Here is a 13,274-nt window from a genome sequence, read left to right on the forward strand (position 1 = left end):
TATAAGGGAAAAGTGAACAGAATAATAAAAAACTAAAATATTGAGAGAATGATTACATATTTTTTCCGATATAAAATTAAACCCATTAATGATAATAAGAATTATTTTTATTTGTGTATACTGTATGTGCTTATACTTTGTCTGAAATTATTTAACTTTGTGTACAACAGGATTTTGTAATAATGAATAGATTTCTAATAACGTCACTTGTATTGATATGTACAACAGGCTTCGCTCACGAACCTTATGTAGCACCTATAGCTTATAAAACCGAACAAACCCAAATGCCTGTAATTGCTGGTTATGCTGAAGAAGCATTAAATAGTGAATATGCTTTAAAGGACGCGAAACTTACCGTAATCACACCTAAAAATGAGCTTAAAACTGTCAACTCAGAAGCTTTGCATAAGTCTGTAAGTGTGTTTGATGTAGAGCTACCTGAAGAAGGTACATATATTGTTCAAACTCAGGCGAGTTATCCTTTAAAATATGTATATAACCAAAAAGCTTGGCATCTATTTTTTGATTTGCCAGCTGACAAAGCTCCCCCTAAAGCAGAACGTGAATATTTGATTCCGACTGATCTTAAAACAAAGACAATTAAAACAGAGCAAGTAACACGTGAGTGGATATTGCAGAGTTATCTTTCTAAAGGAAAAGTTTCAGATATTCACCTTCCAAATACACCGATTAAAGTTAGTTTCTCTGTACACCCAAATCAAATTAAAGCTGCTCAACCTGTTAAATTAGCTATCACTGAAAAAGGACAACCTTTAGCTTATGCGGAAGTTAATTTAAGAGAAAAGGGTGCAACTAACAAACAGGTTCAGCAGTTTAAGGCAGAGAACAACGGTCAGGTTGAGCTTGTATTTCCAAAAACTGGAGAATATCTAGTAGAAGTAACCGCTCCTTTAAATTTGAAATTAAAACCTAAAGATCAGAGCTATACAATTATTAGTTTAAATGTATTACCACAGTAGCTTTTAATGTTTTAAAAAATAGACCTTTATGAGGTCTATTTTAGGTTTTCATACTTTTTTAACGACTTAAAAAATTTCATAAAATCGTGTTAATTTTCTACTTTTTTTGAAGATACCAAAATTCATCGTAAATAAAAATAGTGAAATAAAATTCATGTTGAGACAAAATAACTAATTTTGTGTTAAAGTGAATAAAATTCATCAATAAAGATTTGTCGAAAGTTTTGTGGAAAAGTAAAGATGAGCTTTATCCATTTGTAGATAAATCTCTTTTTAGGCTTGGTCCATGTTAGAAATTCGTCACCTTAAAACTTTAGTTGCTTTACGTGAGCATGGTTCATTAGTTTCGGCAGCTAACGATCTTTGTTTAACACCATCTGCAATTTCCCATCAATTAAAAGAATTAGATCATTGGTATGGGGTAGAAGTGGTTAATCGTCGAAGCAGACCTGTTAGCTTTTCTAATGTTGGACAGCGGTTACTGAAGTTAGCTGATGATGTTTTGCCACAAATTCAGATTACTCACAGTGATATCACACGTATTGTGCATGGGCAGACAGGTAGAATTATTTTTTCATCGGAATGTCATAGTTGTTTTGACTGGTTAATGCCTTTGTTAAATCAGTATCGCCAGCAATATCCAGATGTTGATTTAGATTTTGCCTCAGGTTTTGAGGCCAATCCGCATGAACTTTTACAAAATGCAGAATTTGATTTATTGATTACAGCTGATCCAATTGCTTTAAAAGGAATTGAGTATTTTCCAATTTTTGAATACGAATCACGTTTAGTCTTATCAAATACTCATCCTTTGGTGCGGGCTGAAAATATTACAGTTCAAGACCTGGCCGAAGAAGTTTTAATTACTTATCCAGTTGATAAACATCGTTTAGATATTATGTCTAAACTTTTTATTCCTACGAATATTCAGCCTAAGCAAATACGAACAACAGATTTAACCCAAATGCTTATTCAACTTGTTGCAAGTGGACGCGGTATCGCTGCTTTACCTGATTGGGTCGTAAATGAATATGAACAAAAAGGATGGGTCACAAGTCGTCGTTTAGATTGTGTTTCTCATACAGGTTTAAGACGAACTTTATATGCAGGTTATCGAACTGAAGAAAAAGAGAAAAGTTATTTTGAAGGCTTTTTAAAGCAGTTGGAAAAGTTCTCTTTAAAACGAAACGCCTATTATTCCGGCTAAAACAGTTAATTTAGCCTAAGTATTTAAAAAGGTGCTTAATTGCACCTTTTTATTTCGACTTCTTATTTACCAATGAATAAAGAGAGTAAACCTGCTGCAATCAGAGGACCGACTGGTACACCTCGGAGTAAAGCAACACCAGCGACCGTACCAATGAGTAAACCTGCAACCACATCGGGTTGACTCGACATTAGTTTTACGCCACGACCACCTAACCAAGCGACTAATAAGCCAATTGCGATAGCCACCAGTGATTTAACACTAATAAATGATTTTAAAATACTCTCGCCGCTGAGCTTGCCACTGGCAATTGGAGTAAGTACACCAATTGTTAAAATAAGAATTCCTAAATTAAGACCGTGAGCTTGAATATAGGGAAAAAACTCATTTAATGGCGTAATTTTAACGACAATGAGCACACCTGCTGCAATCGTTACAGCTGCATTTTGACTTAATAAGCCGCAAATCAGCAGGACGAGTAAAACAACTAAATTCACATCAAATTGGGCAAGCATGGGGAGTGCAGAGGAAGTAAATAAGTGGAATTGTATAATATTTAAGAGTATTGATGTGAAGGCTTTAAAAGATATAGCTGATTTTAAATCTTATTTTTGATAAAAAATCATTGTATATCTATAAATGATAAAGATTTTTAATTTCTGGTTACGCTTGGAAACAATGTTATATAAATTAACAAGTTAAAAAATTTAGTTTCTTAAAGTTGTGATATAAAAATAGTGATTACTCATGAGTACAGGATAATTTTATGGATATTATAGATATTAAGATCAAAGATCAGTTTGACCAGATTCATGATGCAAAAGCGCAACTAAAGAAAAATTTAGTGGAACATGAAAATGAGCCTTTAAAGCTGAGCCAACGTATTGAGCATATTATTGTTGATAATGAAATTATTTTGCCTACCACTGAATTATTGTTTGAAAGTGAACAAAACGAAAATATTTATCGAGTAGTGGAAGAGTAAGAGAGCACCTTAAATCAAATAGATGAAAACAGTAGAGAGTAGTGTTTAGCAAAAAATAGAAACTACGTTAAAATAACAGCTTAGTTCTAATGAGAAAACTTCATGCTGCTGGAAAAAATTTTACAATCACAAGGGTTTGGTTCACGTAAATATTGTCAGCAGTTAATAAAAAATGGATCTGTAAGTATTGATGGAGAGGTTGTAAGTGAACTTAAAAAACAATTCTCTCCTGAAAATTTAGAATTTTCTCTTTTTGGAGAAACTTATCAATATAGAGAAAAAGTTTACCTCGCTTTAAAAAAACCAAAAGGTTTTGAATGTTCACATCAGCCTCACCATCATCAAAGTGTATTTAGTCTTTTACCGGAAATCATGATTCAACGTGGCGTGCAAGCCATTGGCCGTCTAGATCAAGATACCACAGGCTTACTTTTACTTACCGATGATGGTAAATATCTTCAAGCTTTAACCCATCCTCGTAAACATGTCCCAAAGGTTTATCATGTTACGACTATAGATCCAGTCACACCTGAGCAAATTGAAATGTTGAGTCAAGGCGTAAGTTTGCATCAAGAAAAAGGTGTGTTTGCTGCAACGGATGTAGAGATATTAGCAACTCATCAATTAACTATGACAATTCATCAAGGTGTTTATCATCAAGTAAAAAGAATGATTGCAGCTGTAGGAAATAAAGTAGAAGCATTGCATCGCCATCAAGTAGGACAATTGGTTTTACCTGAACTTGAAGATGGAGAATGGGTGTATTTATCTGACCAACAAAAACAGCTCGCTCAAAATATTATTTGAGGAAACAATGAAAAGTTTGGAACTCACTATCTCGAATGAATCCCATTTGTTCATATAAACGATGAGATTCATGGTTGTTACTTTGGGTTTCTAAACTAATCCGCAATGCATTTTCTTGTTTTGCAAATAAGATTGCTGTATCGATGAGCTGTTTAGCTGAACCTTGACGACGGAAAACGGGTGTAACATAGACATCATCTAAGATATAGTAAGTTGAACAAGCAACTGAAGAAAAACCTAAATAGAGTAAAATAAAACCCGTAATTTTATCGTCTTTAATATGAATAAAGAACACACTTTCTCTATTCTCAAAACGTTGTTTAAGGAAGTGAAGAGATTCATTAAAATTAGAAGAGGTCCCATAAAACTGGCGGTATTCATCAAATAAAACGGCGAGTTGCTCTAAATCTTCAAAAGTCGCTCGTCTAACGATCATTTGGCACTCCTTGTAACTTATCATTATGTTTTTACAAAGAGAGCATAACGAAAAAAAGAGCTTTTTGACGTTAAAACTTGTTTATAAATGCAACAGTGTTAAGTTTTGTCGCTTTCACCAAGAAGAGCATTCAGTTCTTCAAATAAATCTTCATGGTCGTCATCTTCAGCTAAAGTCAAAGGGTTTTGGTTCAATGAAGATGCTTTTGCTTTTCTCAGCTTTAATAATTGTTCCATATTAATATTCTGATTTTCGATCGCAAAAGGAATAGATTTAGTGAGTACGACCTGTTTGAAAAAAAGTCGTACCGCTTGGGCAGGGGTAATTCCAAGTTGTTTAAAAACAGCAAAAGCCTGCTTTTTTTCTTGGGAGTCAAGTCGAACCTGATAAACTTCTGTTTTTCGCATGAATAACAAAACCAAATGATTTTTAATTTTTAGGAATTCATTTTAAACCATCGCAATGTAATTTCAATGTTTTTTGGCATAAAAAATATTCTTTTTGTCATTACGGTTGCATTACAATGTCAATTCAAACTCAGAATTAAAAGACATACCCTCTTTTGTTAGAGGGTCTATAAATGAAATATGCTTAGCTAAAAGTTGTAAGGGTTCCGAGAAGTCATCTTCAGCTTTGTGCTGAACTATTGGATAAAATGGATCATTTTTAATCGGGATGCCTAAGTAATTAAGATGCACGCGAAGCTGATGCTGTTTCCCCGTTGTTGGGGTTAAGCGATATTTTGCCCAAATCTGATTGTGCTCGAGCAGCTCGATATAAGTCTGAGTATTGGCTTTAGCATTTTCTATAACCTGCATAGTATAAAAAGGATGACCTTTATCTAAATGCAAATGTAAAGTTTGAGGAAAATTTAAATCTTTTTTATAAGGTGCAACAGCCTGATAAATTTTATTAACTTGGCGCTCTGCGAATAGTTGTTGGTAAATACCGCGTGACTCAACTCGCTTGCAAAATAAAACCACGCCAGCAGTTTCACGGTCTAAACGATGAATAGGGGTTAAAAATTCATTACCTGTTTGTTTTTTTAGACGAACTAAAAGTGTTTCTTGAACATATTGTCCAGTCGGGCTAATTGTTAAAAAATGTGGTTTATCGACCACTAATAAATCATCATTCTCAAATAAAATCCGATGTTCAAATGGAACATGCGGTTCATAGGCAAGAAAGCGATAATAAAAAATATGGGTGTTGCTTACATAGGGACTAGTTAAAGTTAATTTATCCCCATTTGCCCCATAAATAAGTCCATCTTGAAATCTTTGTTTCCACTCATCTGTTCTAATATGTGCAAAGTGACCACATAGATACTCATAAATCGTTTGAGTATCTTTTTGCGGAGGAAGATAGACTTGGCTCGCACTTACTCCATCAATCATAGGCGGCAAAAAATCGTTCGGACTAGACATAAGAAAGTATGAATATTTAAGAAAATTGATATAAAAAAAGCCAACTTCTAGGGCTTAAGTAGGCTTTTAAGGCAGGGCAATGTTATCATATCGATTATTTCGAATCATGTTATGTGTGCTATGTCGTATTCATTGAAATTGGTCTTAAATCATGAAGAAGATACTGAGCGTTTAGCTCAAGCTTTGGCGCAGCATGTTCAGTCGGGTGTAATTTATTTAATTGGGGACTTGGGCGCGGGTAAAACCACACTTACGCGCTATTTCTTACAGGCTTTAGGTCACAAAGGCTCTGTTAAAAGCCCAACTTATACACTCGTTGAGCCATATAAAATTAATGATAAAGAAATTTTTCATTTTGACTTGTATCGCTTGAATGATCCGTACGAACTTGAATTAATGGGAATCCGTGACTATTTAGATATCACTGATGCTTTATTTCTGTTTGAATGGCCATCTAAAGGTGGGGATGAAATTCCGCAAGCGGATATCATCATTGACATTCAAAAGTCAGATGATGAGTTGAGCCGGTTCGTAACATTAACTCTACCAACAAAAAATTTATACCAGACTTTGCAGGAACAGCTTCATGACTGATGAAAAGCTAACAAAACGTCGTATCCATACATTAGACGCAGCGTTAGCGAACCAGATTGCAGCGGGTGAGGTAATTGAGCGTCCTTCTTCTGTGGTCAAAGAATTATTAGAAAACTCTATCGATGCCGGCGCGACTGAACTGATTGTACGAATTGCACAAGGTGGTTCGACTTTAATCGAAATCATTGATAATGGGCACGGTATTCATCCGGATGATTTGGCGCTTGCTGTCATGCGTCATGCCACAAGTAAGATTAAAACCGCTGAAGATTTACATGCGATTGTGAGTTTGGGATTCCGTGGAGAAGCCCTAGCTTCGATTGCTGCTGTCTCAAGATTGACTTTAACCAGTAGCCAAGATGAAAGTGGTATTGGTCACCAGGTTGAAGTAAACGGTACAGCATTTGATCATCAAGAGGTACAAGCTGTTGCAGCACAAAAAGGTACCCATATTCGAGTTCAGGACTTATTTTTTAATGTTCCTGCACGTCGTAAATTCTTAAAAAAACCAACCACTGAATTTGGTCATATTGAAGAAATCGTTCGCCGTCTAGCCCTAACACATTTCGATATACGTTTTGTGCTTGAACATAATGATAATATTAGAATTAATTTACCTATAGCAGATAGCGGAGAACTGCGTTTTCAGCGAGTTCAGCAATTATTAGGTTCGCAATTCGTACAAAATGCATATTGGATGGATGCCGAAAGTATTAGCATGCGTTTATCAGGTTGGCTTGGTCATCCTTCAGATGCACGTGCACAGGCCGACATGCAATATGTCTATGTGAATGGCCGTATTGTCAAAGATAAAACAATTTCACATGCACTACGCATGGCCTATGATGGTATTTTGCATGGTCATCAACATTCATCTTATTTACTTTTCTTAGAAGTTGATCCTGAAAATATCGATGTCAATGTCCATCCGACTAAACATGAAATTCGCTTTTTAAATCAAAGAGAAGTACATGAGTTTGTAAGGCATTATACAAAAGAAACTCTAGCGCAATTTCAGACAGCGAGTGCTGATCTAGCTCAAGCGATGAAAACGGATGAAAGCTCAGATTACTCGGTACAACCGCAGCCTAAATATCAAGAACAATTTTCATTGCATCGAGCAAATGAAACTTTAAATCCAGATAATGAAGAACGAACTCATTCTGTACCAACAGAGTTGTTAACCGATTTTAACGCTAGCCGTCCGCAAGCAGTTCAGTATGCAGATCAAACACCCAAATATAATGGTTCTGCTCAATTAAATAATGCTTTAAAAACTTATTTAGCGCCTCTGCGTGACCAACCTGCGAGTTTCTCGATAAATGAAGATATAGAGCCAGTTGCTAAAGTAGATGAGTTTCCATTAGGGATCGCAATTGCTCAACTACATGGAATTTATATTTTAGCCCAAAATACTGAAGGGCTTATTATTGTTGATATGCATGCGGCCCATGAGCGTATTTTATTACAGCAAATGAAAAATGCTTGGGATAAACCGGAATTTTGGACATCTCAGCAATTGCTTATACCTAAAGTGATTTCCATTAGCCGTATGCAAGCTGTTAGGGTTGAGGAATTAAAACCTCAGCTTGAGCGCTTAGGTTTGGAAATTGATTTATACGGTGATGAGCAGGTTATTGTTCGTGGTGTGCCAGCCATTTTGCAAAAAGCTGATTTTGAAAATCTCATTCCAGAACTTTTAAACGATTTAGATCCGAATGATGAAGCACAAGGATTACTTCAAAAAAGAGATGAGTTACTCGCTGGAATGGCATGTCATGGGGCAGTGCGTGCACATCGACAACTCAGTCTTTCAGAAATGAACGCTTTACTTCGTCAAATGGAACAAACCGAATTTGCAAGCCAATGTAACCATGGGCGGCCAACTTGGCGTGCATTTCCATTATCTCAACTAGATAAATTATTTGCTCGAGGAGAGTAGTTTTACATGTCAAATCAATTGCCCGTCATCAATTTAATGGGACCAACTGCGAGCGGGAAAACCGCTTTGGCATGTGAATTATATGAGCGTGGAAATTTTGAACTAATTTCTGTTGATTCCGCACTCGTCTATAAAGATATGGATATCGGTACTGCTAAGCCAACGCGTGAAGAACAAGCGCTCTATCCTCATCACCTCATTGATATTATTACTCCTTTAGAAGTCTATTCAGCTGCTCAATTTGTTGAAGATGCCTGTAAATTAATTGATAACATGCATTCGCGTGGGAAAACTCCTATTTTAGTAGGAGGGACAATGCTGTATTTCAAGGCATTATTAGAGGGCTTGTCTGGTAATTTGCCAAGCGCAGATGCAGAAGTTCGAGCTGCAATTGAAGAGAAAGCTCTAAATGAAGGATGGCAGGCAGTTTATGATGAGTTGGTTTCTGTAGACCCAGACGCGGCTATAAAGTTTAATGTGACTGATAAGCAACGGATTATTCGGGCTTTAGAGGTTTATAAAATAACGGGCGAACCAATTACTAAATTACAGGCAGAACAACCAAAAAACGTACCATATCGATACATATTTCATAACTATGCTTTGCTTCCAGATCGGGTAGAATTACATCAACGCATTGAGCAAAGATTAAGCAAAATGTGGGATATCGGTTTTTTGAGTGAAGTTGAATCTCTAATTGAAAAATACGATTTAGATGAAAATTTACCCTCAATGCGTTCAGTGGGTTATCGACAAGCACTAGAATTTTTATTAAAAAGTGACTTAAGTCTCAAAAGTAAACGTGAAATGGAGGATAAAGCTTTATTTGCAACACGACAACTTGCCAAACGTCAATATACGTGGTTACGTTCTTTGCAAGAAATACACGATTTTAAAACTTACTTGACGATAAAGCAGGCGAAAGAAGACTTGCGAAACTCTTATGGATAAAGCAAAATTTGCACACTGTCTTTTTATAATTTTTAGTTGAAAAATAAAGATAGTTTTTTTGCGCTGATTTAAAAATTTTTTTTTGGAGTTAAAAATGTCTAAAGGTCAAACTTTACAAGATCCGTTCTTAAATTCTCTCCGTAAAGAACGTATCCCTGTTTCTATTTTCCTTGTGAACGGTATTAAATTACAGGGTCATATTGAATCTTTTGACCAATATGTTGTTTTATTAAAAAATACTGTAAGTCAAATGGTTTACAAACACGCGATTTCAACTGTTGTTCCAGCACGTAACCCACGTCCAGCAGGCGCTCAAGGTACAGGCTTCCCAGCACAAGGCGGCACTCAAGGCGGTTTTGGTGGTCAAGGTAGCGGCTTCGGCGGCGCTCAAGGCGGCGGCTTCGGCGGCGCTCAAGGTGGCTTCGGCGGCGCTCAAGGCGGCTTCGGTGGTCAAGGTGGCTTCGGTGGTCAAGGCGGCGGCTTCGGTGGTCAAGGTGGCTTCGGTGGTCAAGGCGGCTTCGGTGGTCAAGGCGGTTTCGGCGGTCATCAAGGTGGTTTTGACAACGATACTAAATTTGAAGATGGTCAAGACGACGAAAATAATCGTTAATTGAAATCTAAAAAAGAAACCAGTCAGATAATGACTGGTTTTTTTATGTGTATTTAAAAGTTGCTTCCAAATATTTAACTGGTCATGGGTAAAGATTTGAACATGATAGCTAATATATTTAAATAAATAGGACTTAACAAATGATATTAATATTAGCTGCTGCTTTAAGCAGTGTCTTGGTGTCTATCCTATTAAAAAATTTAAAGAGAAAAGGTTATCAACCCTTACAAATGATTGCATGGAATTATGCAAGCGCAAGTCTGCTTTGTTTTTTGTGGTTTCAGCCTGATATTCAACATGTTTCAATACAACATACGCCTTGGTGGCTAATTATTGCCTTAGGGATAATTTTACCTAGTATTTTTTTATGTCTTGCTAAATCATTAGAATATGCAGGAATTGTTAAGACGGAACTTGCCCAAAGACTTTCGGTTGTTCTCTCTTTACTTGCAGCATATTTCCTTTTTCATGAGCAATTTAATGCATTAAAACTGTGGGGAATAGGTCTAGGAATTTTTGCAGTCTTACTTGTCTTATTTGGACAAATGAATTCTTTCTCAAATCATCAATCTCGAAAAGCGATATTTGCTCTATTAAGTGTATGGTGTGGTTATGCAGCAGTAGACATTCTCTTAAAATATACAAGTAGTCTAGGACTTCAGTTTACCCTCACTTTAAATCTTATTTTTATTACTGCTTTTATATTATCGATTTCATATTTACTCGTACAGAAAAATCAAAAGTGGCAATTTAAAAGTACGCTAGCTGGATTAGTATTAGGTGTACTTAATTTTTTGAATATTGCTTTATATGTAAAGGCTCATATTCTTTTAAAAGATTCACCTGCAATTGTTTTTGCAAGCATGAATATTCTTGTGGTGTTATTGGGGACTGTCAGTGGAGTAATCTTATATAAAGAAAAATTAAAATGGCCTACTATTTTGGGGATTCTTTTAGGAATAAGTGGGGTGATTTGTTTGGCAAGTGCGATGGCTTCATAGTTCAAGAGAATCGAATCTCTTGAACTATTGAGATCTTTATAAGTATGTGAAAATCACTTCATCTGGCAAACGTGATTTAGGAAGTTTGGCATTAAAGTCATTTTCACTACGATAGCCTAGCGAAACAATCACAGAGCTTCTTAAGCCTTTTTCAGTTAATCCGAGCTCAGTATTTAAAACTTCTTCATCAAAGCCACCCATTGGAGTTGCGTCAATGCCTTCTAAGCCAGCAGCAAACAGCAACTGTCCTAAAGCAATGAACGTTTGGTTTTCCATCCATCCAAATAAATTTTTCTGTTCATTTCGATAGAATTCAACATAGCCATGGCGAGTATCTTTTTGGCCGAGCTTTGCTTTTTCATCTTTAAAACGACCACTTAAATCATCTTGTTCAAGTAATTGATTTAAATATTCAGATGAAATATCTGTTTTTGTGCAGAAAACAATTGTATGTGATGACTCAAGCACTTTGGGTGCATTGTAAGCATATTTGCCTGTTAAGGCTTTCGCGATACGTTCTTTAGCAGCAAGATTATCTGCAACTACGAAATGCCAAGGCTGAATATTTACTGAAGAGGGAGTGAAACGTAATATTTCTAATAATTTATTAAGTTTTTCTTGAGGAATTTTTTTTTCAGGATCGTACGCTTTGGTAGTGTAGCGACTTTTTACCGTATTTAATAAATCCATACTTTACTCCATATCAATCTTATTACAATGGAAGGGGGCTAATCTTTGGCATCATACGCGATTTTAGAGAAAAACCTCTGCATTTTAATGTGCTAAGGAAATATAATACTTATATAAAATTTTTACTAATTTTTTGAAAATGTTTGAATTAATATCAATTAATTGAAAAAGTAAACTGCGAGAAATTAGAATTATTAAAGCCTTTCTAATTTTTGCATTTGTATTGAGTCTTCTCTAGCTAATAATTCCAGACAACCAATTCAAGCTGTTTCGTATTTGTAGATGGATCAATTTCCAAAATATAAGCTTGATCTTCACGCCAATCGCCAAGAACAATTCGTTGTTTAGCTTGTACCTGATGAATTGAAGGGCGATGAGTATGCCCATGAATCAGTATATCTACATCTTCTAAAGCAGAAATAACAGCTTGTTCATTCACATCCATAATTTCATAGCTTTTTTGCTCTTTATCAGCAGAGCTTCTTTTACGAAAACCATTCACCAGTTTGGTACGAAAACTGAGAGGTGTCCGGCGTAAAAGAGCAACTAAGAGCGGATTTCGAATAATCTTCTTAAATCTTTGATAAGAAATATCATCTGTACATAGAGCATCACCGTGTTCTAAACGGTACTGATGTCCAGCAATGTTGAGATAATAAATGTCAGGTAGTAATACACCGTTAAATTTATTAAGAAAAACCTGATTTAAGGCAAAATCACGGTTGCCAACTTGAAAGTAAACCCGATTTCCTTTTTTGCTAAATTCTTTTAATGCTTCAACAATTTCATCGAGCCATGGTGCTGAGTAATCATCGCCAATCCAAGCGTTAAACCAATCACCTAAAATATAAAGCTGTGTTTGTTTATTTTGATAATGCACCAATAAATCTAAAAACCCTCGAACAAGTCGAGGGTGTTCAGGTGACAAGTGTAGATCTGAAATAAACAGATAAGTCACAGCTTATTCCTAAAATTATTCAGAAATAATTTTAGCAGATTCGATAACAACGTTTTCTAAAGGAACGTCAGCGTGGTAACCACGGTTGCCTGTGCGAACACCTTTGATCGCTTCAACAACGTCCATACCTTCAACAACTTTACCAAATACAGCATAACCCCAACCTTGAGCAGTTTTTGAGGTATGGTTTAAGAAAGAGTTGTTTTTTACGTTAATGAAGAACTGTGCAGAAGCAGAGTGAGGTGCTTGAGTACGTGCCATAGCAATCGTACCAACATCATTGCTTAAACCGTTGTCCGCTTCGTTTTCGATAGAATCACGAGTTGCTTTTTCTTTGAAGTTTTCATCCATCCCGCCACCTTGGATCATGAAACCATCAATGACACGGTGGAAAATAACGCCGTCATAAAAACCGTCACGTACATATTCTAAAAAGTTTGCTACTGTTTTTGGTGCTTTTTCAGTATTTAGTTCAAGAACAATACGACCTTTATTGGTGTTTAATTCGACTTGAGGAAAACTCATTACATTAATCTCCTAAACATGGGCTTATGACCATGGGTTTTTGGTTGAGAGAAGCATAAGCAAACTGTAAACTACAAGGCAAGTAAAAAACGTTAAAATCTTTGTGAAAAATGAAGATAGCGTTTAAATTTTTCGAAATTTATCTACAAAGAAGTGATTGA

Annotated in this window: 16 protein-coding genes; 9 read left to right on the plus strand and 7 right to left on the minus strand. The window is 35.9% G+C overall.

Annotated elements, in window-relative coordinates:
- Positions 1–182: 182 nt before the first annotated feature.
- Both SOI81_RS06165 and metR read left to right on the plus strand, forming a co-directional pair.
- Entirely contained in the window at positions 183–980 is a 798-nt protein-coding gene (locus SOI81_RS06165; RefSeq protein WP_239976593.1) for a DUF4198 domain-containing protein, read from the plus strand.
- 286 nt (positions 981–1,266) lie between these two features.
- Positions 1,267–2,187 carry a LysR family transcriptional regulator gene (metR, locus tag SOI81_RS06170; protein ID WP_239976591.1) on the plus strand — a complete coding sequence of 307 codons (921 nt, stop codon included), beginning with the start codon at positions 1,267–1,269 and terminating at the stop codon, positions 2,185–2,187.
- Between the two features lie 62 nt (positions 2,188–2,249).
- On the opposite strand, the gene SOI81_RS06175 is transcribed toward metR, so the two are convergent.
- Complete coding sequence (locus tag SOI81_RS06175) at positions 2,250–2,702, minus strand: DUF441 domain-containing protein (protein ID WP_016140600.1); 453 nt, start codon at positions 2,700–2,702, stop codon at positions 2,250–2,252.
- Positions 2,703–2,953: 251 nt separating this feature from the next.
- Here SOI81_RS06175 and SOI81_RS06180 point away from each other — a divergent pair, with 251 nt between their 5' ends.
- Together SOI81_RS06180 and rsuA are read left to right on the plus strand one after the other, a co-directional pair.
- A complete protein-coding gene (locus tag SOI81_RS06180; RefSeq protein WP_016140601.1) occupies positions 2,954–3,172 on the plus strand; it encodes a hypothetical protein in 219 nt (72 codons plus the stop codon).
- Between the two features lie 102 nt (positions 3,173–3,274).
- Entirely contained in the window at positions 3,275–3,979 is a 705-nt protein-coding gene (rsuA, locus tag SOI81_RS06185) for a pseudouridine synthase (RefSeq protein WP_239969169.1), read from the plus strand.
- On the opposite strand, the gene SOI81_RS06190 is transcribed toward rsuA, so the two are convergent.
- The 3 genes from SOI81_RS06190 to SOI81_RS06200 form a co-directional block, all read right to left on the minus strand.
- Complete coding sequence (locus SOI81_RS06190) at positions 3,972–4,415, minus strand: GNAT family N-acetyltransferase (RefSeq protein WP_320541388.1); 444 nt, start codon at positions 4,413–4,415, stop codon at positions 3,972–3,974. The genes rsuA and SOI81_RS06190 overlap by 8 nt on opposite strands.
- Before the next feature lie 98 nt (positions 4,416–4,513).
- The gene (locus tag SOI81_RS06195; protein ID WP_224991309.1) at positions 4,514–4,822 is read right to left on the minus strand and encodes a type II toxin-antitoxin system RelB/DinJ family antitoxin; all 309 of its coding nucleotides are present in this window, start codon (positions 4,820–4,822) and stop codon (positions 4,514–4,516) included.
- A gap of 111 nt (positions 4,823–4,933) precedes the next feature.
- Entirely contained in the window at positions 4,934–5,842 is a 909-nt protein-coding gene (locus SOI81_RS06200) for a pseudouridine synthase (protein WP_239976589.1), read from the minus strand.
- A 120-nt stretch (positions 5,843–5,962) separates the two neighbouring features.
- Between SOI81_RS06200 and tsaE the strand changes: the two genes are divergently transcribed.
- From tsaE to SOI81_RS06225, 5 genes are all read left to right on the plus strand, one after another.
- Complete coding sequence (gene tsaE / locus SOI81_RS06205; protein ID WP_239976582.1) at positions 5,963–6,436, plus strand: tRNA (adenosine(37)-N6)-threonylcarbamoyltransferase complex ATPase subunit type 1 TsaE; 474 nt, start codon at positions 5,963–5,965, stop codon at positions 6,434–6,436.
- Positions 6,429–8,378 carry a DNA mismatch repair endonuclease MutL gene (gene mutL, locus SOI81_RS06210; protein WP_239976574.1) on the plus strand — a complete coding sequence of 650 codons (1,950 nt, stop codon included), beginning with the start codon at positions 6,429–6,431 and terminating at the stop codon, positions 8,376–8,378. Before tsaE ends, mutL begins: the two co-directional genes overlap by 8 nt.
- 6 nt (positions 8,379–8,384) lie before the next feature.
- Entirely contained in the window at positions 8,385–9,329 is a 945-nt protein-coding gene (gene miaA / locus SOI81_RS06215) for a tRNA (adenosine(37)-N6)-dimethylallyltransferase MiaA (RefSeq protein WP_320541389.1), read from the plus strand.
- Positions 9,330–9,423: 94 nt separating this feature from the next.
- The gene (gene hfq / locus SOI81_RS06220) at positions 9,424–9,939 is read left to right on the plus strand and encodes an RNA chaperone Hfq (RefSeq protein WP_016140609.1); all 516 of its coding nucleotides are present in this window, start codon (positions 9,424–9,426) and stop codon (positions 9,937–9,939) included.
- A 140-nt stretch (positions 9,940–10,079) separates the two neighbouring features.
- Positions 10,080–10,940, plus strand: coding sequence for a DMT family transporter (locus tag SOI81_RS06225; protein ID WP_320541390.1), 861 nt, complete (start codon positions 10,080–10,082; stop codon positions 10,938–10,940).
- Between the two features lie 36 nt (positions 10,941–10,976).
- On the opposite strand, the gene nfsB is transcribed toward SOI81_RS06225, so the two are convergent.
- From nfsB to ppiB, 3 genes are all read right to left on the minus strand, one after another.
- On the minus strand, positions 10,977–11,630 hold the full coding sequence (nfsB, locus tag SOI81_RS06230) for an oxygen-insensitive NAD(P)H nitroreductase (RefSeq protein WP_320541391.1): 654 nt from the start codon (positions 11,628–11,630) through the stop codon (positions 10,977–10,979).
- A 238-nt stretch (positions 11,631–11,868) separates the two neighbouring features.
- The gene (gene lpxH / locus SOI81_RS06235) at positions 11,869–12,588 is read right to left on the minus strand and encodes a UDP-2,3-diacylglucosamine diphosphatase (RefSeq protein WP_262456443.1); all 720 of its coding nucleotides are present in this window, start codon (positions 12,586–12,588) and stop codon (positions 11,869–11,871) included.
- Positions 12,589–12,603: 15 nt separating this feature from the next.
- On the minus strand, positions 12,604–13,113 hold the full coding sequence (gene ppiB, locus SOI81_RS06240; protein ID WP_002122280.1) for a peptidylprolyl isomerase: 510 nt from the start codon (positions 13,111–13,113) through the stop codon (positions 12,604–12,606).
- Between the last annotated feature and the right edge of the window lie 161 nt (positions 13,114–13,274).

Origin of the sequence: Acinetobacter pittii (assembly GCF_034067285.1) — a bacterium.
Lineage (GTDB): Bacteria > Pseudomonadota > Gammaproteobacteria > Pseudomonadales > Moraxellaceae > Acinetobacter > Acinetobacter pittii_E.

What these genes read in the sequence shown, in the direction of transcription:
- SOI81_RS06165 (WP_239976593.1), top strand. Translation starts at nt 183, where the DNA reads ATGAATAGATTTCTAATAACGTCACTTGTATTGATATGTACAACAGGC.
- metR (WP_239976591.1), top strand. Translation starts at nt 1,267, where the DNA reads ATGTTAGAAATTCGTCACCTTAAAACTTTAGTTGCTTTACGTGAGCAT.
- SOI81_RS06175 (WP_016140600.1), bottom strand. Translation starts at nt 2,702, where the DNA reads ATGCTTGCCCAATTTGATGTGAATTTAGTTGTTTTACTCGTCCTGCTG.
- SOI81_RS06180 (WP_016140601.1), top strand. Translation starts at nt 2,954, where the DNA reads ATGGATATTATAGATATTAAGATCAAAGATCAGTTTGACCAGATTCAT.
- rsuA (WP_239969169.1), top strand. Translation starts at nt 3,275, where the DNA reads ATGCTGCTGGAAAAAATTTTACAATCACAAGGGTTTGGTTCACGTAAA.
- SOI81_RS06190 (WP_320541388.1), bottom strand. Translation starts at nt 4,415, where the DNA reads ATGATCGTTAGACGAGCGACTTTTGAAGATTTAGAGCAACTCGCCGTT.
- SOI81_RS06195 (WP_224991309.1), bottom strand. Translation starts at nt 4,822, where the DNA reads ATGCGAAAAACAGAAGTTTATCAGGTTCGACTTGACTCCCAAGAAAAA.
- SOI81_RS06200 (WP_239976589.1), bottom strand. Translation starts at nt 5,842, where the DNA reads ATGTCTAGTCCGAACGATTTTTTGCCGCCTATGATTGATGGAGTAAGT.
- tsaE (WP_239976582.1), top strand. Translation starts at nt 5,963, where the DNA reads ATGTCGTATTCATTGAAATTGGTCTTAAATCATGAAGAAGATACTGAG.
- mutL (WP_239976574.1), top strand. Translation starts at nt 6,429, where the DNA reads ATGACTGATGAAAAGCTAACAAAACGTCGTATCCATACATTAGACGCA.
- miaA (WP_320541389.1), top strand. Translation starts at nt 8,385, where the DNA reads ATGTCAAATCAATTGCCCGTCATCAATTTAATGGGACCAACTGCGAGC.
- hfq (WP_016140609.1), top strand. Translation starts at nt 9,424, where the DNA reads ATGTCTAAAGGTCAAACTTTACAAGATCCGTTCTTAAATTCTCTCCGT.
- SOI81_RS06225 (WP_320541390.1), top strand. Translation starts at nt 10,080, where the DNA reads ATGATATTAATATTAGCTGCTGCTTTAAGCAGTGTCTTGGTGTCTATC.
- nfsB (WP_320541391.1), bottom strand. Translation starts at nt 11,630, where the DNA reads ATGGATTTATTAAATACGGTAAAAAGTCGCTACACTACCAAAGCGTAC.
- ppiB (WP_002122280.1), bottom strand. Translation starts at nt 13,113, where the DNA reads ATGAGTTTTCCTCAAGTCGAATTAAACACCAATAAAGGTCGTATTGTT.